We start from the raw sequence: 21,947 nt of genomic DNA on the forward strand, positions 1-21,947 counted from the left end.
ATCACCTCTGATAACGTTTAATATTGATATTTTGTTTGAAGATAATATGTGCTATGTTACGTCAAGTGTTGATTCATAAGGAAATTGAGGGACTTCCCCTATATAAAATGTATACGCTTTCAAATATGCTTAAGTTGTATAGAAGTTCACTGTTTTGTCAAAAAAAGAAAACATAGCAAGAAGGAAGGAGAGGCATACGATGCGTACACATTATCGTGTTGTGATTGTAGGAGCAGGAACTGGGGGAATCAGTGTCGCGGCCAGATTGCTTCGAGAGAAACATCATTTAAGAGATGAGGTTTTATTGATTGATCCCGCAACCACTCACTATTATCAACCATTATGGACACTCGTCGGAGCAGGTATTGTCAAAAAAGAGGAGTCAGCCCGCACGATGGATTCACTCATTCCTGATGGGGCGACGTGGTTACAAGACCATGTGACGACATTTGATCCTGAAAACAATCAAGTCGAAACGTCAAGTCACGGAAAGATTCAATACGATTTTCTTGTCGTGTCACCAGGTATTGAAATTGACTGGGGGCGCGTCAAAGGGTTAAAAGAATCGCTTGGGTCGAAAGGAGTCTGCAGTAACTACTCATACGAACACGTTGATTATACATGGGATACCCTCGAAAAGCTCACAGGTGGAACTGCATTGTTCACGCACCCGGCTTCTCCAGTGAAATGTGGGGGCGCCCCTCAAAAAATCATGTATCTGGCTGAAGAGTATTTAACGAAGACGGGAGTTCGTGATTCGAGTCGAGTGGTCTTCGGTTCGGCTAATCCCGCCATTTTCGATGTTACGAAGTATCGGGATGCGTTGGAGAAAGTACTCGAACGAAAACAGATTGAAACGCATTTCCGGGTTAATTTAACGGAAATAAAAGCAGATGAAAAAATTGCGGTTTTTGAAAACTTAGATTCTGGTGAATCGTTTGAGATGAGTTATGACATGATTCATGTCACACCACCGATGCAAGCTCCGGCGTTTATTCGGAACAGTTCATTGGCGGAATCCGGTGGTTGGGTCGATGTCGACAAACATACACTTCAACATAAACAATTTAAAAATGTGTTCGGGTTAGGTGATTGTACGAACCTACCCACATCGAAGACGGGTGCAGCGATTCGAAAGCAAGCGCCCGTCGTCGTGCGAAACGTACTGGATGTGATGTACGGTCATTTACCGACTGCTTCTTATGATGGTTATTCTTCTTGTCCGATTGTCACGGGCTATGGTTCATTAATTCTCGCAGAGTTTGATTATGATAAAGTTCCACAAGAATCTATGCCGTTCAATCAAGCAAAAGAAAGACGGAGCATGTATATTTTGAAAAAAGACTTTTTACCGATTATGTACTGGAATGGCATGTTGAAAGGGACGATGTAGGAAGGGAGGGATCGTGATGGAACGTTCTGCACTTGAAGAGCAAACAGTTGAAACAGTACTGACAAGACCCGACGTTGAGCAAGCACTGATTGCACTCATTGATCGTCTACCTAAAATCGAACAGTCTCTCCGTCGTTTGGAAGATGCTGTTGATTTTGGTATGGCGACGATGAAAGATGAAACGGTGAAAGAAAAAGTTGACGCGGCCATCGACAATTCCAACATACAAATCGAAACGCTTGAATCGGCTATAGAGCTGATTGAAAAATTACCGATATTGTTACAGGTGACCAATCAACTTGAGTCCATGTTCACGTTTGTTCAAGATGTATACCACGATGAACAAACGAAAGAAATGATTGGCCAACGGATTGAGGGGTATGCCGTGCCAGCGAAAGAGAAGGTTGAATGGACACGAGATATGTGGGCGGAAGTACAAAGTCGTGTGGAACAGGATGACCGCCACATCACGCTATTCTCACTCATGCGATGGATTAAAGAACCGTCTGTTCAACACGGGCTCAAATATGTGCAAGCGACTGTTGATGTCTTAAATGAACGGACGATCAAGCGTTAAATATGAGTGGATTGTGATGAATAGGGTTTTCAAAAGAAATCGGACGTGCCTCGGTGCACGTCTTTTTTTCATGGGAAAGAGAAGTACATCATTTGGGTTTATTTACCCATAGGGGTATTATGGGTGTAAGAACTTAAAGGGTACGGAGGGGGGATGAGGTTGACACTACGTGATTTTGAACACCAAATATTAGACGTACTCAAAGACGGTGTGATTGTGATGGATCATGACAGGAAAATCATATCGATGAATCAATCAGCCGAGCAATTGACGGGATGGCAAGTCGGTGAACCGGTTCCTTATTGTTCTTTTTGTCAGAAACGGAGAATGAGCTTAGGTGAAGAACGGTGTTACTTAATTGAACATGAACGTTCTCCATACTTCTCTTCAGAAATGCCGACTTACTCCGGAAAACTAGTAGATGTTGAGATGAATACAGCTCGAATTCTAAATGATGCCAAAACAGGAGCCACATATTATTTGCTCGTTTTACGAGATTTCACAGAACGAAAGCGCCGAGAAGCGCACGCTTTAAGAGAAAAGATGGTTCGGGAATTGATTCATGCACGAGAGGAAGAACATGAACGGTTGGCTCAGGAACTACATGACGGTGTCGGACAATCGCTCTTTAGTATCACCCTTGCGTTGAGTGCTCTTCAATCAGACGTCGCAGACCCGGATAAAAAAGAATATTTGACGTCCGTTCTATCTGAAGTAAGTCTCCTGATGGATCATGTAAGAAATTACTCGAAGCAATTAAGACCGATTGAGCTTGATCAATTTGGACTTGAATCCGCATTACAAGTGTTGCTTGATAGTTTTGCGACCCGTTACCCAAACGTAGCGTTTCATACAGACATTCGTCTGACGACACGATGCGATTCTCTTGTGGAGATTAATTTGTATCGGATTGTCCAAGAGGCACTCGTAAATACAATGAAATACGCAAATCCGACAATTGTGGATTGTCAGGTAATCGAGCGTGACGGGCGAGTTGAATTGTTATTCCGGGATGACGGGGCAGGTTTTGATGCGCTGAACGTCTCGAAAGGATTAGGGTTACGTCATATGGAAGAGAGAGCGAAAACGATTGAGGGTTTGTTTCAAATCGTTACAGCAGTAGGGGAAGGGACCCAAATTTCCGTGTCGGTTCCGAGAGAGCGAGGTTATTATGCAACCGATTAATGTATTAATTGTCGATGATCATGAACTTGTACGTCGTGGGTTAAAACTGATGTTTCGTACGAATGAGCGCATTCGGGTAGTCGGGGAAGCGACAGAAGGGTCAGCAGCTATCCAAGAAGCGCTTCGGACACGTCCTGATGTCATTTTACTTGATATTACGATGCCGAATGGACTAGATGGTTTTGTGACAGTCAAAGCACTCGCAGAGGAAGTGCCCACCGTAAAAGTGATCTTACTGACGATGCACGATGAAGAGATTTACATCAAACGTGCTCTCGAGCTGGGCGTCCCTGGTTATATGTCCAAAAATAGTGATCCTTCTCAACTAGAAGAAGGAATCAAACACGTATTTGACGGGAAACGATATTATGCTACTTCGTTGAACGAGGATTATATTGAAAAGATTGTCTTTCAAAAGAATAATCATCCGTTATTGACGCGTCGTGAACTAGAAATCGTCCGATTGTCGACTCTCGGCTATAGCCATAATGAGATTGGAGAGAAATTAGGGATTAGTCCCAAAACAGTTGAAAATCATAAAGCACGTGTCATGAATAAATTGCAAATCAAGCATCGTCATGAACTTGTGCAATATGCTCTGAAGAATCATTTGATTGAAATGGAAGGATGATTGAAAGAATGAAGTTAGAAGTAGAAAAAACGATAGATTCTCAATATATCCAGCAACACTTAGCGAACGAGCGGACATTTTTGGCATGGATTCGTACTGCGATTACCGTGATCGGGATTGGGTTTTTAGTGACGAACTTTCACTATTATCGAAGCGAGAATTTAAGTGGGGCAGAACATCAATTGATTTCAGCAATCGGGATGTTATCCATTTTGTTCGGCATCAGCACGATTCTTGTAGGTACCCGTTCATATTTGAAAAAAGTGCATACGATTAACACGCAACAATTCAAATCTGCGAAGATGAGTCTCATTGCTTTGGCGATTGGGATGGTCTTTATCTTTTCACTGATCCTCGTAGTGAGCTACTTTTTATTTTAAACGAAAACAGGCACCGTCTCTATTACGAGGTCGGTGCCTTGCTCGTTACTGTGTCACGATCGCTTCAAGACGATCGAGTTGGGATGTGTACCCTTCGACGGCCCCCATATCAACCACTTGTTGGAGAGCCTCTTCATTCGGGAATTCGGAGCGGCTAATGAATAGCGTGCCTTTCGGTGTATCGAGAAATTCATTCGTGATGGTCATGACAGGGAAATCTGGATTGACATGACCGTCCGCATCAGAGAACGCATCTGTATAAACGATTCGCGAGTAGGGGTCGATGTCGATGAAGGTGGATTTCCCTCAGGACTCCATACCGTAGAAGTCACCTTGATTTTGATCAACACATGTCATACAGTAATGCCAAATCCCGCTTGGTTTGAAGTCGAAACTGTATACTTTCGTGTCCCATCCGGTTGGTCCCCACCATTTCTCTAGATGAGCTGGTGTCGAGAATGCTTCAAACACGAGTTGTCGTGGTGCCTTGAACAGACGTTCTGTAATCAGTGTCGTACCCTCTACATGTGATTTAACCGTACTCATGATTCATTCTCCTCTCAGGGTGAATCTGCTATACATCTAATAGTTCGGAAAAGAAGCGAGTTTCGTCACGGAGCTCCTATTTGGATATGCCCAATCCATATATTCCAAAACAAACGTAATCAATCCTGAAACAACAAATCAAGCAACATCTCGCCAATTGGTCGTTCTTTTCCCTCATAGGGGAACGCATGGATATGGATGGCAGGATTAAAATTCAACTCGATGATGCCGTATTCAATGTGCTCATCATTAAGAGATGGGAGCATCATATCGACACCGCAAATCGTAGCGCCAACCGACTTAGCGGCATCGACAGCAATGTGTTTATAGACGTCAGGAATTTGGTCTGTATAGTCGATACTGTCGCCACCTGTACTAATGTTAGAGTTTTCACGCAAGAAGACACGCTCACCGAGAGCTGGAATACTGTCCGGTGTCTTGCCTTGAGCATATAAAAACGAGATGACGATATCGTCAATTTCAATTTTCTCGAGTGGCGTCTTATATCCTCTTCCACGTAAGGGGTCTTCGTTTTTTGTAGAAACGAGTTGGCGAATGGTAGAGGCGCCGTCCCCTGTGACGTTTGCTGGGACGCGATGGAGGATACCGGCGACTTCGTTTCCGATGACGAGGAAGCGATATTCTTTTCCAGGTAAAAACGTCTCCAGTAAAACGACATCGTCAAATGTTCTCGCATACTGAAATGCAGATAGAGCTTCCTCATAAGTCGTTCCGTCTTTAAAAATATGAATGCCTATGCCGAAGTTCGTGGACTTCGGTTTCAAGACGATTGGTTTATGTGAAAAGAGGTGCCATGCATGCGATAAATCAGATTCGTTATGAAGTTCTACACCTTCAGGGACACGAATTCCGTGTTCAGCGAGTACATACTTCGTTACCGTTTTGTTTTCCATCATCAGGACTGATACATAATTGTCTTTTGATGTCTTTGTTGCCTGTTTGACGTACTCCTCATATTTGCCGTTGTGAATGCGGATAAATTGATCGGACCAATCGATGACGTCGACACGATACCCCCGTTTGATGGCAGATTTCATTAATACTTGAGTAGACAACTCAAGGTCGGAATAACCATGTACACGAAAACGATTTGCATACGCGTCCTCATAAAAGTGTTCGGCTTGGGACAGAGACCACGCGTTATAACCCGTCTCGGTCATAATCGTCTTCAATCGAGAAGCGTACGTCATGTCCACGTGATCAATTTTTTCTCGTAGAGAGGGGAAGACATCTTTGAAGCCGAGGTCATATTTCGTGTCGAACGCATCGATCGCGTCGAGAAGCTCTGTCGCGTACGTGTGTAGTTGTACGTCGTCACCATCTCGAGTCAATGTGTTCGTGGGAGACATGCCTTCTTTGGCGACACGTTGTTGGTTATTATACGCTTCAGCCTGCCAATCGAAATAAGTTGTCTCCTCAGTAAATGTCAAGTAGAGCAAAAATAGATGAAGAAACCGTAAATCTGAACGAGCGATCCCGGTCTTTTCAAACGGATTCAAATCAATATTGCGAATTTCGATGTAGTCGATACCGTTCGCCTCGAGCTTGTCCAAGTCGTTGCCACCTCTCGATGTTTTCAATCGAATCGGGGAGTAGAGTTCGTTTGGATGTGTAATCTCCCCTTTGGCAATGAATCGACGTACATCATTTGTATATGCTGAGAGTGTCCTATAGTTTGGATAAAGTGGTTCGACATTCGTATAGCCACAGTCGCTATTTCGATAGGACAACGCTTGTTTATTTGAAAAGGTATCTTCATGGAGCGCTTGCATCTGGCTGACACATCGTTCTTCATAACTCGCATGAACAGCCGGGGTAGCGCCGAGCAAATAGACGATGAGCCAACGCATCCGTAAATATTGGCGAACCAGCTTCAAGTAAAGGTGATCTTTAAAGTGTCGATATTGCTCAGGAGACCCTTCGTATAGTGTGGACAACATCTCATCGGAAAACGAAAAATTGAAATGAATCCCGGAAATGAGTTGTTTTTTCGCACCATATTTTTGGAGCAAATGCTCCCGGTAACGACTAGCCTCGAGTCCGGACACACCAAAGTCAGCTAGTGGGATCATACCGCCTTCCGGTAAGGCGCATGGCATCGATTGTGGCCAAAGGCGTTCGTCGCCTATGTTTAGCGCAGTGATATCATAAAGCGTTTCTAAAAAGTGATGTGCCCCCTCAATCGTCGGAAACGTCGGGGTGACGAGCTCGATTTGACTTTCAGAGAAGTCGGTCGTGATATATGGATGCGTTGCCTTATGACCGAGTGACTTTGGGTGCTTCGTAATAGCGAGTGTGCCGTCTGACTTGACCCGCAACATTTCCCGCTCGATGGCAAACTTTCCGCTCGTGATGAGACGATGGGGTAGTTGATTAAACTGCTTCTGCAAGTGAAGTCACTTCCTTTTTCGTTAGTCGGACAAAGAGGGCGGAGACAAGCCCTTTGATGATACTTGAGATGGCAATACTCCACCAGATGGCATCGATTCCGAGATAAGGCTCAAGTAACAATGCGAGTGGGATACGGGCCACTGTGAAAATGATCGAGATCGTCGCAGGGATTTTCGGTAATCCGAGTCCTGAGAAGTAGCCGTTTCCGATCATTTCAATCGAAGAGAAGACGAGAGAAATACCGATAATTCGCAAGTAGCTCGCCCCAATGTCGATGGTTCGAACATCATCGACGAATAAACCGATGAGGAAATCCGGGACGATTATAAATAACAACATGATGAGCCCCGTATAGATTATCCCGAGTCGGGTCGTCACGCGGTAACCTTCATAAACACGATCCACTTTTTGAGCCCCGATATTTTGACCGGTATAGCTAGCCATTGCTCCATTCAGTCCACCGATCATCATATAAGCGATCGATTCGATTTGAAGCCCAATCCGTTGTGCTGCAATCGCTTCAGTCCCATACGAACCAATCATGCGAGCAAGGAAAATGCTGATGACGGTGAACAAAATCCGTTGGGTCGCCATCGGAAATCCGAGACGAAAGATTTCTTTATAGTCGGTTCGAGTCGGCTGAATGACTTCATCCCAATTGAACAATGAACGGGCGCGACGCCAGAAGAACCCGAACATGACGACGTTGGCGACAAGTGTCGCAAGAGCTGCTCCAAGGACGCCGAGTTGAAGTGGATAAATGAAGATCGGTGAGAGAACCATGTTGAGTATGACGCCTGTCGCATTGATTCGCATCGCTGTTGTCGTATTGCCATAGGCACTGAATAGACGGGCGAACAGCAAGTTGAAGAAAGAAAAAATAAGCATCGGCGCACTGACGAGCAAATATCCATACGCGAGACGCTCGACAGTTGGTGCGTTCATATTCAAAAAGCCGATCAACGAATGACCAAAAAAAATCAGTAATGAGGCATACGAGAGACCGAGTGCTAGATTTAGACGCCTTCCGGCCCGAACATAGCGCTGGATGAATTTCAGGTCACGTTTCCCGACAGCTTGTGACACTTTAATGCCGGCGCCAACGACAATCAACGATTGAATCGCCTGTCCGAGCATGATATAAAAACTGGCCGCACCGACACTTGCGACGGCATCACTTCCTAGTGCGCCTACCCAAAACATATCGACGAGACTATACGTAAACTGTAACAATGAACTGCCGACGAGCGGAAGGGCAAGCGTGAGGATGACACGCTGTACGTTTCCGGTCGTCAAATCGACGGTTTTCACAAAGCAAGACTCCTTTAATTATTTATATAACCATTTAGTTATATATAAACACAGGGTGAAATGATTAGCAATTAGGAGATAGGATTCGATGAAAAATAGACATAAAAAAAGGAACTCTTGTCGAATTCCTTAACGTGTATAAGCGCGGATCCAAGTTACCATATAGACGAATGTCGCGATGATGAGCGTTGAAGCGAGTGCGTAGATTGGATAAGTAGGGAGTGCGTCTTCAAATAGTGGATAGAACATGAACGATCCCATAAGAATGGGGACCGAAATACTAAACGAGACATAGGCAGCTTTTGTCGCTTTCGCAGTGATGATTTGTTCACGTTCATCGACTTCACTGAACTCGGTCATTTGAACTGACCATTTCCAAAACGACAGATTTTTATTAGGTCGTGTCTTATAACTATAAATTGACCAAGAAATACCGAATAAAATAAGACCGATCCAAGGTAAAGCATTCATTTGAAATATGAAAACTTCGTCACGGTGGTAATGGTTCAAAGTTTGGTATACACCAGTGGTAAGCGATCCGAAAGACAAGGCTGTCAATACATACAAGATGATGCTTGAAATAGATTGAACGACGACATGTTTCATTTTGTTTCCTCCTCGATTGTGAATATAGATTCGACCGGTTCCTTGAACACTCTTGCGATGTGCATCGCCAGCATGAGAGACGGCGTGTAACTGCCTTTCTCGAGCGAGATAATCGTCTGTCTCGTCACGCCGGCCTTTTCAGCAAGATCGCCTTGAGTTAACTGGTGCCGGGCACGCAGTTCTTTCACGCGGTTGACCAATGGCATGGCGCCACCTCTTTTCTGATTTATACCAAAAGTGTAAAACAAACTTAACATAATGTAAAGAAGACTTTACTTATCCAAAGGTGCTACAATAGCGATATAGTCGAAAGGGGAGATGGTTGGTGAAGGTTATTAGTGGACAACATCACGTGTCAGCGATGACCGGGGATGCCAAAAAAAACTTACGATTTTATACGGAAGTACTAGGGATGCGACTCGTCAAAAAGACGGTTAACCAGGATGATCCATCGATGTATCACTTATTCTATGCGGACGAAACGGGGACGCCTGGAACAGATTTGACGTTCTTTGAGCTCCCGTTTCTCGGGCAGACGTATCGGGGGTCAAACAGTATTTCTCGAACCGCGCTACGGGTACCAGAAGGGGCTCTTACATATTGGCAGGAGCGTTTCGACACGTTCGATGTGACATACGGGGACGTCGAATCGGTTCAAGGGAGACCGACGCTCGCGTTTGAAGATCATGAGGGTCAACGTCTCTGTCTTGTGGAAGGAGGGAACGGAACACCTTGGGAAAAGGGCCCTGTACCAACAGATGTCGGCATCTTTGGTCTCGGATTTAGTGAGTGGACGGTACGGCGGATTGAAAAGACGGCACGGGTGCTGACAGAAGTGCTTGACTATCGATACGTGACGACATTTGATCGGGATGATCACGACGTGCGCGTCTTTGAGACGGGAGCGGGTGGCGTGGCGACAGAGATTCATCTCGTCGATCGACCGGATTTGGCATCGGAACGACCAGGGCGGGGGAGTGTGCATCACGTGGCGATTCGAGTGGAAGAAACAGGCGATATGGTGAAATGGATTGAGAAGCTTGACGCACATGGCATCAGTCACTCTGGTCTTATTGACCGCTATTATTTCCAGTCGATTTATTTCCGCGAACCGAGTGGAATCTTAGTGGAACTGGCGACAGATGAACCCGGATTCGCGACGGATGAATCAATCGAAGCACTTGGAGAGCGACTGGCCTTACCACCGTTTCTAGAGTCGAGACGAGCGGAAATCGAATCGAGACTAGAGAAGTTGTAATCGAATGGAAATTCATAACTGTAATGAGGTGAATGAATTGGATACGCAAGCAGTCAATCTTGTGATTGCCAGATTGCTAGGTAAAATTATCGAGCAATATCCTCCTCATCAATGGACAAAAACAGAAGAGGCGTTTCCGCATCCTTATCAGTTCAATAAAGTGAGTTATGACTATTCTGGTGAGGTTGAACCGATGACGCTGGAAACATTTCAAGACTTAGTTAAAAAGCTCGGAAATGACCATTGGTACTCATCCGAATTCGAAGAGTTGCTACACAACATTTATATCAATCGATGGGTGCCAACATTCACATCAAATTTCGGTAAGCATTGGCAATGCTACCACGACTTATTGTTTGATGCGTATAACGATTGGAAATATACACATTTTGAATTGTATGACGAAGATGGAAACGAACTCGATGAAGAGTTAGAAAATAACCTGAATGAATGTTTTGAAGATTTCATTCATCAAACGTCCCCAGAACTATATGTGAAAAAAATGATGAAATTTTGGTGGCGATGAGTCCTGAAAGCAGAGACAAATAAAAAACCGACGGACTTTTTCAGTCCATCGGTTTTTGTATGCCCAATAGCAGGGCGAGTTCGTTCGTTCGATTAGCGACGAGATCCGCAATCGTGTAACGGTCGAGCACATGAAAGAACGCCAGCATTGCCTCGTTCAACACACTTCTTAAGTCACAGGCCGGTGCGATCACGCATCGGCCTTCCCCGAAGCACTCCACGAGTTCGAGCGGTTCCATCGACCGAACCACCTCGCCCACGTTGATTTCTTCCATCGGGCGAGCGAGACGGAATCCACCGCCGCGGCCACGCACCGACTCCAAATAGCCATGCTTGCCGAGCTCGTAAACGACCTTCATGACATGGTTTTTGGAGATGTTATATTGGTCCGCCACTTCTTGAATCGTGACGAGTCGATGTGAAAATGTGGCGCTATACATCAATGTTCGCAGTGCGTAGTCACACGTTTGCGTGAGTCTCATCCATCATCACCTCTCGTTTCATTGTACAAGACAATTCCTAAAAGTGCGATTCGGACAAATGTGAAAGGGTGATGGCGAAAATAAGTCAAAAGCGTGAAATCTACTTTAAACAAGTATTTAATATATTGCTTTAAAGTGACTTGACTCACATAATGAACGTGTACGAAACAAAAGGGGGAAATTCACATGTTAGATCAACAAACGATTGAGATTGTAAAGGCGACGGCACCAGTTTTGAAAGAACATGGTGTGACGATTACGAAGCATTTTTATCAACGAATGTTTGAACAAAATCCAGAAGTGCGTCACTTCTTCAACCATACGAACCAAAAACGAGGACGCCAGCCGGAAGCGCTCGCGAACGCGGTCTATGCGGCAGCGCTTCATATCGATCGACTCGAAGCGATTCTTCCTGCCATCCAACCAGCACTTCATAAACATAAAAGTTTGAACATCCGCCCGGAACACTATCCGATTGTCGGTGAAAACTTGATTGCGGCGATTCAAGACGTGCTCGGTGAAGCTGCAACACCTGATATCATCGATGCATGGGCAAAAGCGTATGGTGTGATTGCCGATGTCTTTATCTCACTTGAGAAACAGATGTATGATGACGCGCCATGGGTCGGATTCAAACCGTTCGTCATTGAAGAAATCATAGAAGACACAACGGAAGTGAAGCGATTCCGTCTCGTCGCAAAAGATGGAATTATTGGCACAGCCATTCCAGGACAATACATCTCGGTTCAAGCGCGAATCGCTGGTGAAGACATCTTGCACCACCGCCAATATAGCGTCATCGACACGACAGAAAACGGATATTGGATTGCGCCGAAAGCGGAGGGACTCGTCTCAAACTGGCTTCATGAACAGATGGTCGGAACAGAAGTCCCGATGAGCGCACCGGCAGGAGAATTCATCCTTGAAGCATCAGACCGTCCGCTCACACTCATCGCAGGAGGTATCGGAATTACGCCCCTCTTCAATATGGCGAAGACGGCACTTCGTCAAGGACGTTCTGTCACGTTATTGCACGCAGTTCGGAGTATGGACCTTCGTCCACTCGGAGACGAACTCGATGAACTTGTGAAAGAAGGGCTTCATCTCATGACACATGTGGATGACGTATCGGGTTGTATGAGTACGACGCAGCTCGAGGCACTTGATGTCGAAGGGCATGATGTCTACACGTGTGGGCCGAATGCGATGATGGAGACGGTCGTCCGTGTCATTCCTCAGGCGCGATATGAATTTTTCGGGCCGTCTGGAGTTCTTGCGACCAACTAAAAAAGACGACTGGAAAAGTCGTCTTGATTCATAATATGGCGAGAAGGATTATTCCGTGAGTTCACTTAAATGTATGACTTGTTTGTTGTCATCCAACGTTTCAAGTGACCACGAACCATCTAACGGTTTTGTTGTTTCAATGACATATGTCATGGTGTAGCTTTCGTTTTCGGGATCGTTGACGAGAAAATCTTTTGAGACATCGTCACCGTTTAACCGTAAATAGACGACATCTTCCGGGCGTTCTTTTAGATGGACACCGATGTACTCCTTGTTTTCAACTTGAAGGGTGACGAAATCAAAAGACTGATTCGGTTCTATTTCTTTAGTGACAGACCCTAAGTTTCCTGTCGTGATATCAATCTCGGCTAGACCGATGACGGAGCGATCTTCGTTTGTGTAAAAAGAGAGAATGGACTGTTCTCTGTTATGAACTTCAAAACTATACCAGTCGTTTATCGTCATATAACGATTCATTTCTTTTTCGGCATTTTCGTATGAGTTGCCGGCCTGAATGTTAGTGTACGTGTAAAGTCCGACACCGACTGCGATTGCCACGACGATGAGACCGGAGACGATTGTGAGTAAGGTGATTCCCTTGGACATGATTTTTCCTCCTGTCTTTTATAAACATAAACACCCCATGCCTCGCGAATGCGTGCATGGGGTGTTTGAATTAGTACGTCAAGCTCGCGGCGACGATGATGCCGACGACGAGTGATGCGGCGAACAAACTGAAACCGATGGCCATGTTGCCGTTCTCGACTTCTTTTTCTAAGTTCACGCCTGGTGTAAGGACGTATTCAAACGTCCAAAACGCCAATACTTGGGCAGCGATGCCGACGAGTCCCCAGATGAACGCATCGAGCAAGTTGACGCTGTTCGCCCAAACCGTGTAGATGACGATGGCGAGTCCGAGCGCTTTCCCCCAAAGCTTTAAAGCGACGGCCATGTTGCCTTCTTTGATTAACTTACGTTCCGAATATTTGGTCGTCAATGCGAAGATGACTAGTCCGGCGAGAATGAGACCGAATCCTGTCCCGAGGTGGGCGAGGAAGCTTAAAATTGAATCGAGTGTGATGAATGTCATGAGTTTGTCTCCTTTTGTGTAGGTGTGCCAACGGCTAAATAGTACGAATGGTTGTTCGTGATCATGCTACCGGCGCGAACGCCGAGTGCGGAAGGGTGTCCATTCAAACAGAAACATCCGACCATGTAATGTGTCTCGACAAGGCCCTTGACGGTCGTCGTCATCCGAGTCGGAAGTTCGATGAACTGTTGGTACACGGCCGTCTCTTCCGCATACGTTTGTAGTAATTCTCGGTGAAACGGTTTGCCTTCTTTCGTGTACAAGATGACGGAGTCCCCTTCACGTCCGAATGCCGGTTTTTTGACGTAGTTCGATTCGCCGAGAAACGGTGCGTCTTCTAAGTAAGTCGGTAAAAAATATGTGTCGATGATGTCGCGCTCGGCTTCATCGAACAGTGTCTCGGTCTCATATAACTCCCAAATCAGGGCCTGTACGCCTTTCGATTGCATGAGGAAAGCTGAGAGCGGGTTGAGAAGCGATACGTGTTTTTGTTGATTGAGTTCGAGCAACCGAATGCCAATCAAGTCTCCGTCCGGTGCTTGATCGTCTACGAGATGTTCAATCGGATATGTTTGACGGTACAAGATATCGATTCGTTCACCCGATGGTGTATAGATACCGTTTTCGTCGACGAGCAAAGCATGAAGTGACACAAATTCAGACGGTAAATCGAGCGTTTCTTGCAGGAAGCGAGCCGTCCATTTGTCTTCGATGTTGTCATCATGAGCCGTGAAGACGATTTTTGGTGTGCCTTCTCGTCCGAGTCGTTTCCATGCGGCAACGATGGCCTTCCGCAACTCGGTTTTTAACTGAGCGGTGGCTTCCTTGTTCGGATCGAGGAGATCGAATTCAGAAGCGACCACGCCGTTCACGTCAAACAGTTCTTTAATGAACGTCGGTGTATCTGAGTTGAACTCCATCAATTTGAGTTGGCCGTCCTTCATGATCCAGTCGTAGCGACCGATGATTGTCTCCTGCGGAATTGTCTTCTCCCGTAAGAACGGCAGGCTCGATTCGGGATAGCCGAGCAGTCGGAGCGTCTCGTCAGGTAGCGAGCGCAACAGTTGATTCGTCTTCCGAAAAATCGAATCAACCGCCCCGGTCGCCTCCCGGACGGACTCTACCTGCGAGGCGGTCATTTCGAAACAGTCGTATAGGGCATATTCTTCATCGTTTAAATCGGGCCAAAAATAAGGGATTTGACTGTAAAGTTCGTCACGCGTCATCCGCCGAATCCACCTTTAGAGCCGCTCCCGAGTCCAGATTTTGACGACCCTGAATTTGAGCCGTTCGACACGGCGCCGGTCGCACCACCATTTGACTTATATGATTTATAGGTCGAAGAGTTTTTCAGTGCACTTTTTGAACGGAACAAGCTACCGAGTAAAAAGTAACTCCCGTAATGGGGGGAACGATCGTCGTCACAATAATATGATTCTGTCACATCATCCCAGTCCCAATCTTCACATTCGTAGCCGGTCGGCTCTTCCGGGAGCGCGGCTTCGTTATAGTTATCATCTCTACATGCGGCGAGAGAGGTCGTTAATACCGCAGCAGAAAGTCCACTTAAAATTTTCTTACTTGTTTTCATGTTGATTCCTCCAATGTATAACCGGTCGGTGTGACATATATGACATACACACCACGATCTTCGTCTGTTTCTGCTGAATCGCGTTCGTACTCTTTATTGGCGACGTACAAGTATTGACTCCCGAGCATGGCGAGTGCATCGAGGTGACGATCGACGTAATAGGCTTCGAGCAACGGGTTGTCAAAGCGGTCGTCGAGTGTACGGATTTCGACTTTAATCTCGCTCGTTTCTTGTTTGTCCATCGGTCCTTCAGTGTAGCGATCGACGTAAATCAAAAAGTATTGATCGCCTTCTAGGGCGGACGAGCGTTGTTTGTATGTCATGCCGTCTTTGACGAAAAACTCACATTCGCGACGGGCGAGCACTTCGTCTAATTCGAGAGACGTGTAATGGTATAGTGGTTCGAACGATAATTCATTTTTATAGAGACGATACTCTAATACGATTGAATTCATAATTCAGTCCTTCCTTTTTTCTTTTTATACGGGGTGAATGTCAAAATGGTTTCGTGAATCTTTCCTTGGATACGTTTAGTATATAAGAGAGAAGGAGGGGGAAACAGTGCATATCTTATTTCGTGTATGGAAAGGATTAGCGAAATTATCATTTTTGAACGTGATTCTGGCCTCGGTTGGTATCATCGTCGTCGGGACTGTGCTCGGTTATTTATTTGAACCGGAGACGTTCGGGTCATTGTTCGACTCGTTCTGGTGGACGATGACGACATTGACGACCGTTGGATATGGAGATTTTTATCCGTCTTCCGTGGCGGGGCGGTGGCTCGGGATTTTCTTGTTCCTATTCGGGATTGGGATTATCGGGGCATTGATTGGAAAACTAGTTGAAGTCGGAGCGACGTTTCAACGATTAAAACGGGAGGGAAGACTAGTGTATCGTGGAGAAGGACATTATGTATATATCGGATGGTCCCCGAAGACGAAAAAAGCAATCGATGAAGTGCTCAACTATGAACCGAAAGCGGAGATTGTCTTAATCGATCAATTGATTGAGGAGCCGTATGTGCACGATCAAGTACATTTCGTATCAGGAGACGCCTCGGATGAAGCGGTGTTGATGCAGGCAAACGTCTTGAAAGCTCGACGAATCGCCATTTTTGCGGATGCACGAATCACGGAGACATTACTCGCTGATGGGAAGTCGTTATTGATTGCATCAGCGGTAGAAGCGTTATCACACGATTACAAAGTCGATTTGCACACGGTCGTGGAGGTGTGCGAGGAACGGAATATCTCGAAATTTAAACACGTCCGTGTCGACGACTTTATTTTAGCGAACGACTCGGTCTCGCTCTTGATGGCGAAAGCGACATTACAACCAGGGACAACGACCATTTTCCGTCAATTATTAAGTAAGCAGTCGGGTGGGAACATTCAAGCGTTGAAACCGAAAGCCGAGTGGCAAAACATACGCGAGGCGAACAAGGCGCTACTTGAATCCGGAGTGACGCTCATCGCGGTCAATGACCGATTGGATGTGGCGACGATGCTCGACTTACCGCTCCAAGATACAGACATGCTCTACGTCGTCTGTCACGACGAAGTATTTGAACGATTATCGTAAGGAGTGAAATCATGCATAACGGAACGTTTATCCGAAAGATGACACGCATGCAAAACGTGCAAAGATGGGACGAATATGCCCCGCATTATCATGACAATGCTGCAAGTCACAGTTTTCGTGTCGCGGTCTTTAGTTTAATCGCGGCGTATGTGGAGAAAGAGAACGGACGTGAAGTCGATTTGCTCGATTTACTTGGGAAAGCCATCTTCCATGACATGAATGAAGTCCAGACGGGCCCGATTATGCACCGGACGAAAAAAGAACCGACGTTGATTGGTCACATCGAGCGGATGGAGCGGACAGCGAGCCTCGGTCTTGTCGAGTTGCTCTCGCAGTCGCTACGTCCTCACTTTCATCGCTTTGTTGTCGAGGCGGAGGATGACTCATTTGAAGGACGAATTGTGGACGGAATTGATTCATTCGATGCGATGCTGTTCGTGCGACGGGAAGTCGCGCATGGTTCTCCACATTTCGATGACAAATTAGAAGAGATGAAAGCTGCACTCCGTCATCATCCGATTGATTCGGTTCGCTGGCTGTTCGACCAGGTCGAGGCAGAGACGGATGTGTTACGGTTCATCGAGAACGTCATGCGGATGGATAGTGTGCGTCGTTGGAAAGGTCGCTTCAACACGATTGACGACAACGATGCGATTCACGGTTTCCGCGCGGCTGCACTCGGTATGTTCAGTGGGCTCTTAGAGCGTGAGAAGTACGACGTCGATGTCGATGTCGCCGAACTCGTGGCCCGTCTTCTCTGTCACGACTTAGTGGAAGGGGTGACAGGCGACGTGCTCGGTCCAGTCAAACATTCGACGCAAGAGACAGGAGCTGCGTTTGAGGCGTACGAACGGGCGGAAAGTGAACGTCTGCTTGGACTGTTGCCTGAGTATATGCAACCGGCATTCCGGAGATATATGGCCGACTCGAAAGATGATACGTATGAAGGAATGCTTGTCGATATGATGGACAAACTCGATGCACTCATCAAGATGAACATGGAGCGGAAGATGAACGGGGCCGAGTATGAGGTCACGTATCGCGAGCAGCTCCGCAAAGTGCAGATGCGATATGAGAATCCAAGCATGATCTTCTTCCTGGCGTATATCTTGCATGATTTGGATTACGTCACAAGCTAAATCAATCCACACAGAAGTCGCATACCTAAATGGGTGCGACTTTTTTATATCATTTATTGACATATATCATTTAACGATATATATTGAATGTAAGAGATGTATCATTTAATGATATAGGAGGTGGGGAGATGCCGCGAACGGACTCCTTGGAGTTAGGGGAACTGACGGATAGTATGTTTTACATCTTATTGGCGCTCACGACGCCGCGTCATGGCTATTTGGTCATGCAATTTGTCGAAGAGACTACGCGAGGGCGAATGCAAATTGGTCCGGCTTCGATGTATACAATCATCAAAAAGTTGTTGAACGCCGAATTGATTGAACCGATGGACGGAGACGGAAAGAAAAAGAACTACCAGATTACGCGTAAAGGGCGTTCGATTCTGACGGATGATGTGAAAAGACGACAGGCGATGGTCGAAGATGCCTGTGCCATTTTAGATATGGAGGGATCACGATGAGACAAAAGTATATGTCGAGCTGGGGACTAGCGTTTGCCGAAGAGCGTGAGATGCGGAAATTGGAGCGAATGGCGGCGAAGGGTTGGCATTTGAAAAAGTTCGCCCCTTTAGGATATACACTTGTCGAAGGGGAACCGGAAGACGTTCAGTATAGTTTGGACTATCGAACTCGTCCAGATGAAGACTACTTTGACCTGTTTGCGTCGAGCGGGTGGCAACATGTCACATCGACCGGGGATGAGATTCATATTTTCAAAGGGGATCGAGATGCTAAGCCGATTTACTCGGATGTCGAAACAACAGAGGAAAAATATCATGACATGGAACGTCAGATGGGACGGGCTGCGCTCATCTTAGCTATTTTATGGATTGCCCTCTTTTCATTGTTTCAGTTTGATTGGCCGACCGTAGTCGAGACGATATTGATTGGTGTTCAACTACTCGTGACAATCGGTCTCATATTTACAGGACTACCGTACATCGGCTACCGATTCAAGCGAAAACGAATAAGCCGTCAAGGATGAATAGGCGGATGGCACAAGCCATCCGTCTTTGTTTCGTTCAACTGAACTATTCGAATGAAAAATAGTTAGGGAGAGAGAACTGTTTTTGGACATCGGTCTATGCAACAAAATCAAAATCCTTCACAACGATTAATGCAAGCGCTTTCATTAATCATTTGAGGAGGAATGAATGATGTTGAAGAAACGACAAGGGGTTGCCGTGCTGGCTGGGGTGACATCGATTGCCCTTCTTTTGGGGCAACCGGTCGCACAAGCGGCAACTCCGCAGAACGGTACGATGATGCAATACTTTGAATGATATGTCCCGAACGACGGACTGCATTGGAACCGTCTCTCGAACGATTCGCAGCACTTGAAAGACATTGGGGTCTCGACCGTTTGGATCCCGCCAGCGTATAAAGGGACGTCACAAAATGATGTCGGATACGGGGCGTACGATTTGTATGACCTTGGGGAATTCAATCAAAAAGGGACGACTCGGACGAAGTATGGAACGAAAGCGCAGCTACAGTCGGCGATCTCGAACTTACGCGGAAAAGGAATCGGCGTGTACGGAGATGTCGTCATGAACCATAAAGGAGGGGCCGATTATACAGAATCAGTTCAAGCCGTTGAGGTGAACCCTTCCAATCGGAATCAGGAGACGTCGGGAGCATATTCAATTTCCGCCTGGACCGGATTCAATTTCGCGGGACGGAACAATACATACTCGCCGTTCAAGTGGCGTTGGTATCATTTTGACGGGACCGACTGGGATCAGTCACGAAGCTTGAGCCGGATTTATAAATTTAAGAGTACCGGTAAAGCATGGGACAGTGAAGTATCCGGTGAGAACGGGAACTATGACTACTTGATGTACGCCGATGTCGATTTTGAACATCCAGAAGTACGACAGGAAATGAAAAACTGGGGGAAATGGTACGCCGATTCGCTCGGTCTCGATGGATTCCGTCTCGATGCGGTCAAACATATCAACCATTCGTATTTAAAGGAATGGGTGACAAGTGTCCGTCAGGCAACCGGAAAAGAGATGTTCACGGTTGCGGAGTATTGGAAGAATGACCTGGGAGCCATCAATGATTACTTGGCGAAGACGGGCTATACCCACTCGGTATTCGATGTACCGCTCCACTACAACTTCCAAGCAGCGGGGAACGGTGGCGGTTACTATGATATGCGCAACATTCTAAAAGGAACGGTCGTCGAGCAGCATCCAACTCTCGCCGTGACGATTGTCGACAACCATGACTCACAACCAGGGCAATCACTCGAGTCGACGGTTGCCAATTGGTTCAAACCGCTCGCCTATGCGACCATCATGACGCGTGATCAAGGATATCCGACGCTCTTCTATGGTGATTATTATGGAACGAAAGGGACGACGAATCGTGAAATCCCGAATATGTCAGCGTCGCTTCAACCGATTTTGAAAGCGCGTAAAGACTTTGCCTATGGCACACAACATGACTATATCAATCATCAAGACGTCATCGGGTGGACGCGCGAAGGTGTGACGGACCGTGCGAAGTCGGGACTTGCGACGATTTTGTCGGACGGACCGGGCGGGTCGAAATGGATGTATGTCGGAAAGCAGAACGCGGGAGAAGTATGGAAAGACATGACCGGCAATAACGGGCGCCTCGTGACAATCAATGCGGACGGTTGGGGCGAGTTCTTCGTCAATGGTGGGTCCGTCTCGATTTATACGCAACAATAAATTAGGTAGACTTGCCTCTAGAGATAGGGGACAAGTCTTTTTTTTCTGAATGTTCACCATACGTTATTTATACGTGATATAATGACCTAGTGTTAATTCTTGATAGGGAATGCTTCCAATCCATGAATTCACATTGAACAACGTTGGTTGTTGGTTTCATTTATATTTTTGCGTTGTGACGCTGTTGAATTCAAGGAGGTTGTGATGAGTAAAGAAAAGATTGCCCAATTAAGAAAGCACGTCTCGCCGTTTGAAAAGTCCGATATTAGGATCAGTGTGCGGCAGATGATCAATACGATTTTACCGTTTCTCGTTTCATGGTTTTTGGCGTATCAACTACTGAGTGTCTCCATTTTCCTGACATTACCGTTCACGTTGATTGCAGCAGGATTTGTCGTGCGGATGTTCATCATCTTCCATGACTGTACACACGGTTCGTTCTTTAAGAATAAGAAGGCAAACGCCATCGTCGGAACGATTACCGGTGTTTTGACGTTGTTTCCTTACGAGAAGTGGAAACGCGAGCATGCGATTCATCATGCGTCGAGCGGAAACTTGGACAAGCGAGGCGTTGGGGACATTTGGGTCATGACGATTGAGGAGTACATCGAAGCCTCGAAATGGATGCGATTGAAGTATCGCCTATATCGTCATCCGCTCGTCATGTTCGGTCTTGGACCACTTTGGCTCATTCTCGTGACGAGTCGTTTCAATCGAAAAGACGCCCGTAAAAAAGAACGCCAAAATACGTATATCATCAATATTTCTCTCGTCGTCTTATATAGCGCGCTCATTTATCTGATTGGTTGGCAAGCGTTCCTTATCGTACAAGGGACGACAATGTTCATCGCCGGCGTGCTCGGAATTTGGTTATTCTATGTTCAGCACACGTTCGAAGATTCCTACTTTGAAGATGAACAGGAATGGGATTACGTAAAGGCGGCAATTGAAGGAAGCTCGTATTACGAATTGCCGAAAGTGCTTCAATGGGTGACGGGGAACATCGGCTTCCATCACGTTCACCATTTGAGTCCACGAGTGCCGAACTATCATTTAGAGAAGGCACATACATCGACACCACCATTACAGCGAGCAACGACAATCGGGCTATTTTCAAGCCTGAAGTCGTTACGTTACAAGTTATATGATGAAAACAATAAAACATTCGTCACGTTCCGGGATGTGCGCCATCTCTTGCGCCGAACGAACGTGGCATGAAAAAAGATTGTCCCCGTAAAAAAGGGACAATCT

The 21,947-nt window shown here is 46.2% G+C and carries 23 protein-coding genes and 2 pseudogenes; 14 read left to right on the forward strand and 11 right to left on the reverse strand.

The genetic code is table 11. The annotated features are described in order from the left end of the window. The first annotated feature begins 199 nt into the window (after positions 1 to 199). The 5 genes from KNO96_RS06715 (at position 200) to KNO96_RS06735 (ending at position 4,166) form a co-directional block, all read left to right on the forward strand. Entirely contained in the window at positions 200 to 1,393 is a 1,194-nt protein-coding gene (locus KNO96_RS06715) for an FAD/NAD(P)-binding oxidoreductase (protein WP_026824993.1), read from the forward strand. 16 nt (positions 1,394 to 1,409) lie between these two features. Next, positions 1,410 to 1,970, forward strand: a complete 561-nt coding sequence (locus KNO96_RS06720) for a hypothetical protein (protein ID WP_214703112.1) — start codon at positions 1,410 to 1,412, stop codon at positions 1,968 to 1,970. 159 nt (positions 1,971 to 2,129) lie between these two features. Further along, complete coding sequence (locus KNO96_RS06725; RefSeq protein ID WP_251125112.1) at positions 2,130 to 3,155, forward strand: sensor histidine kinase; 1,026 nt, start codon at positions 2,130 to 2,132, stop codon at positions 3,153 to 3,155. Then, positions 3,142 to 3,786 (forward strand): response regulator, encoded by a 645-nt coding sequence (locus KNO96_RS06730; protein ID WP_034770826.1) that lies wholly within the window; start codon positions 3,142 to 3,144, stop codon positions 3,784 to 3,786. The genes KNO96_RS06725 and KNO96_RS06730 overlap by 14 nt, the downstream gene beginning before the upstream one ends. An 8-nt stretch (positions 3,787 to 3,794) precedes the next feature. Further along, a complete protein-coding gene (locus KNO96_RS06735; protein ID WP_034770829.1) occupies positions 3,795 to 4,166 on the forward strand; it encodes a YidH family protein in 372 nt (123 codons plus the stop codon). Between the two features lie 45 nt (positions 4,167 to 4,211). Here the strand turns inward: KNO96_RS06735 and KNO96_RS06740 are convergent. The 5 genes and pseudogenes from KNO96_RS06740 to KNO96_RS06760 form a co-directional block, all read right to left on the reverse strand. After that, a pseudogene (locus KNO96_RS06740) lies at positions 4,212 to 4,712 on the reverse strand (SRPBCC family protein). 119 nt (positions 4,713 to 4,831) lie between these two features. After that, entirely contained in the window at positions 4,832 to 7,123 is a 2,292-nt protein-coding gene (gene gshAB, locus KNO96_RS06745) for a bifunctional glutamate--cysteine ligase GshA/glutathione synthetase GshB (RefSeq protein WP_214703113.1), read from the reverse strand. Further along, positions 7,107 to 8,435, reverse strand: a complete 1,329-nt coding sequence (locus KNO96_RS06750) for an MATE family efflux transporter (protein ID WP_214703114.1) — start codon at positions 8,433 to 8,435, stop codon at positions 7,107 to 7,109. Before KNO96_RS06750 ends, gshAB begins: the two co-directional genes overlap by 17 nt. A gap of 129 nt (positions 8,436 to 8,564) precedes the next feature. Next, complete coding sequence (locus KNO96_RS06755) at positions 8,565 to 9,041, reverse strand: hypothetical protein (protein ID WP_214703115.1); 477 nt, start codon at positions 9,039 to 9,041, stop codon at positions 8,565 to 8,567. Beyond that, entirely contained in the window at positions 9,038 to 9,247 is a 210-nt protein-coding gene (locus tag KNO96_RS06760) for a helix-turn-helix transcriptional regulator (RefSeq protein ID WP_214703116.1), read from the reverse strand. The genes KNO96_RS06755 and KNO96_RS06760 overlap by 4 nt, the downstream gene beginning before the upstream one ends. 119 nt (positions 9,248 to 9,366) lie before the next feature. On the opposite strand from KNO96_RS06760, the gene KNO96_RS06765 reads away from it, so the two are divergent. Both KNO96_RS06765 and KNO96_RS06770 read left to right on the forward strand, forming a co-directional pair. Continuing rightward, positions 9,367 to 10,299: a ring-cleaving dioxygenase gene (locus KNO96_RS06765; protein ID WP_214703117.1), complete on the forward strand. Its 933-nt coding sequence runs from the start codon at positions 9,367 to 9,369 to the stop codon at positions 10,297 to 10,299. Between the two features lie 37 nt (positions 10,300 to 10,336). Beyond that, a complete protein-coding gene (locus tag KNO96_RS06770; protein WP_214703118.1) occupies positions 10,337 to 10,825 on the forward strand; it encodes a hypothetical protein in 489 nt (162 codons plus the stop codon). 40 nt (positions 10,826 to 10,865) lie between these two features. On the opposite strand, the gene KNO96_RS06775 is transcribed toward KNO96_RS06770, so the two are convergent. Next, a complete protein-coding gene (locus KNO96_RS06775) occupies positions 10,866 to 11,306 on the reverse strand; it encodes an RrF2 family transcriptional regulator (RefSeq protein WP_214703119.1) in 441 nt (146 codons plus the stop codon). 186 nt (positions 11,307 to 11,492) lie between these two features. Between KNO96_RS06775 and KNO96_RS06780 the strand changes: the two genes are divergently transcribed. Continuing rightward, positions 11,493 to 12,593, forward strand: a complete 1,101-nt coding sequence (locus KNO96_RS06780) for a globin domain-containing protein (protein ID WP_214703120.1) — start codon at positions 11,493 to 11,495, stop codon at positions 12,591 to 12,593. Positions 12,594 to 12,641: 48 nt separating this feature from the next. Here KNO96_RS06780 and KNO96_RS06785 read toward each other — a convergent pair whose 3' ends face one another. The 5 genes from KNO96_RS06785 to KNO96_RS06805 form a co-directional block, all read right to left on the reverse strand. Beyond that, complete coding sequence (locus KNO96_RS06785; RefSeq protein ID WP_214700282.1) at positions 12,642 to 13,199, reverse strand: hypothetical protein; 558 nt, start codon at positions 13,197 to 13,199, stop codon at positions 12,642 to 12,644. Between the two features lie 70 nt (positions 13,200 to 13,269). Further along, on the reverse strand, positions 13,270 to 13,683 hold the full coding sequence (locus KNO96_RS06790; protein ID WP_214703121.1) for a DUF350 domain-containing protein: 414 nt from the start codon (positions 13,681 to 13,683) through the stop codon (positions 13,270 to 13,272). Beyond that, complete coding sequence (locus tag KNO96_RS06795; protein WP_214703122.1) at positions 13,680 to 14,909, reverse strand: glutathionylspermidine synthase family protein; 1,230 nt, start codon at positions 14,907 to 14,909, stop codon at positions 13,680 to 13,682. Before KNO96_RS06795 ends, KNO96_RS06790 begins: the two co-directional genes overlap by 4 nt. Continuing rightward, entirely contained in the window at positions 14,906 to 15,274 is a 369-nt protein-coding gene (locus KNO96_RS06800) for a hypothetical protein (protein WP_214703123.1), read from the reverse strand. Before KNO96_RS06800 ends, KNO96_RS06795 begins: the two co-directional genes overlap by 4 nt. Then, a complete protein-coding gene (locus tag KNO96_RS06805; RefSeq protein WP_214703124.1) occupies positions 15,271 to 15,729 on the reverse strand; it encodes a hypothetical protein in 459 nt (152 codons plus the stop codon). The genes KNO96_RS06800 and KNO96_RS06805 overlap by 4 nt, the downstream gene beginning before the upstream one ends. A 106-nt stretch (positions 15,730 to 15,835) precedes the next feature. Between KNO96_RS06805 and KNO96_RS06810 the strand changes: the two genes are divergently transcribed. From KNO96_RS06810 to desA, 6 genes and pseudogenes are all read left to right on the forward strand, one after another. Next, positions 15,836 to 16,855 (forward strand): ion channel, encoded by a 1,020-nt coding sequence (locus KNO96_RS06810; protein WP_214700276.1) that lies wholly within the window; start codon positions 15,836 to 15,838, stop codon positions 16,853 to 16,855. A gap of 11 nt (positions 16,856 to 16,866) precedes the next feature. Beyond that, positions 16,867 to 17,994 carry a YfbR-like 5'-deoxynucleotidase gene (locus tag KNO96_RS06815; protein WP_078147724.1) on the forward strand — a complete coding sequence of 376 codons (1,128 nt, stop codon included), beginning with the start codon at positions 16,867 to 16,869 and terminating at the stop codon, positions 17,992 to 17,994. Positions 17,995 to 18,122: 128 nt separating this feature from the next. After that, positions 18,123 to 18,455 carry a PadR family transcriptional regulator gene (locus KNO96_RS06820; protein ID WP_214703125.1) on the forward strand — a complete coding sequence of 111 codons (333 nt, stop codon included), beginning with the start codon at positions 18,123 to 18,125 and terminating at the stop codon, positions 18,453 to 18,455. After that, the gene (locus tag KNO96_RS06825) at positions 18,452 to 18,979 is read left to right on the forward strand and encodes a DUF2812 domain-containing protein (RefSeq protein WP_214703126.1); all 528 of its coding nucleotides are present in this window, start codon (positions 18,452 to 18,454) and stop codon (positions 18,977 to 18,979) included. Before KNO96_RS06820 ends, KNO96_RS06825 begins: the two co-directional genes overlap by 4 nt. Positions 18,980 to 19,151: 172 nt before the next feature. After that, a pseudogene (amyS, locus tag KNO96_RS06830) lies at positions 19,152 to 20,696 on the forward strand (alpha-amylase). Between the two features lie 204 nt (positions 20,697 to 20,900). Then, complete coding sequence (desA, locus tag KNO96_RS06835) at positions 20,901 to 21,914, forward strand: Delta(5) desaturase DesA (protein ID WP_214703127.1); 1,014 nt, start codon at positions 20,901 to 20,903, stop codon at positions 21,912 to 21,914. Positions 21,915 to 21,947: the final 33 nt, after the last annotated feature.

Origin of the sequence: Exiguobacterium sp. s89, assembly GCF_018617735.1 — a bacterium.
GTDB classification, from domain to species: domain Bacteria; phylum Bacillota; class Bacilli; order Exiguobacteriales; family Exiguobacteriaceae; genus Exiguobacterium; species Exiguobacterium marinum.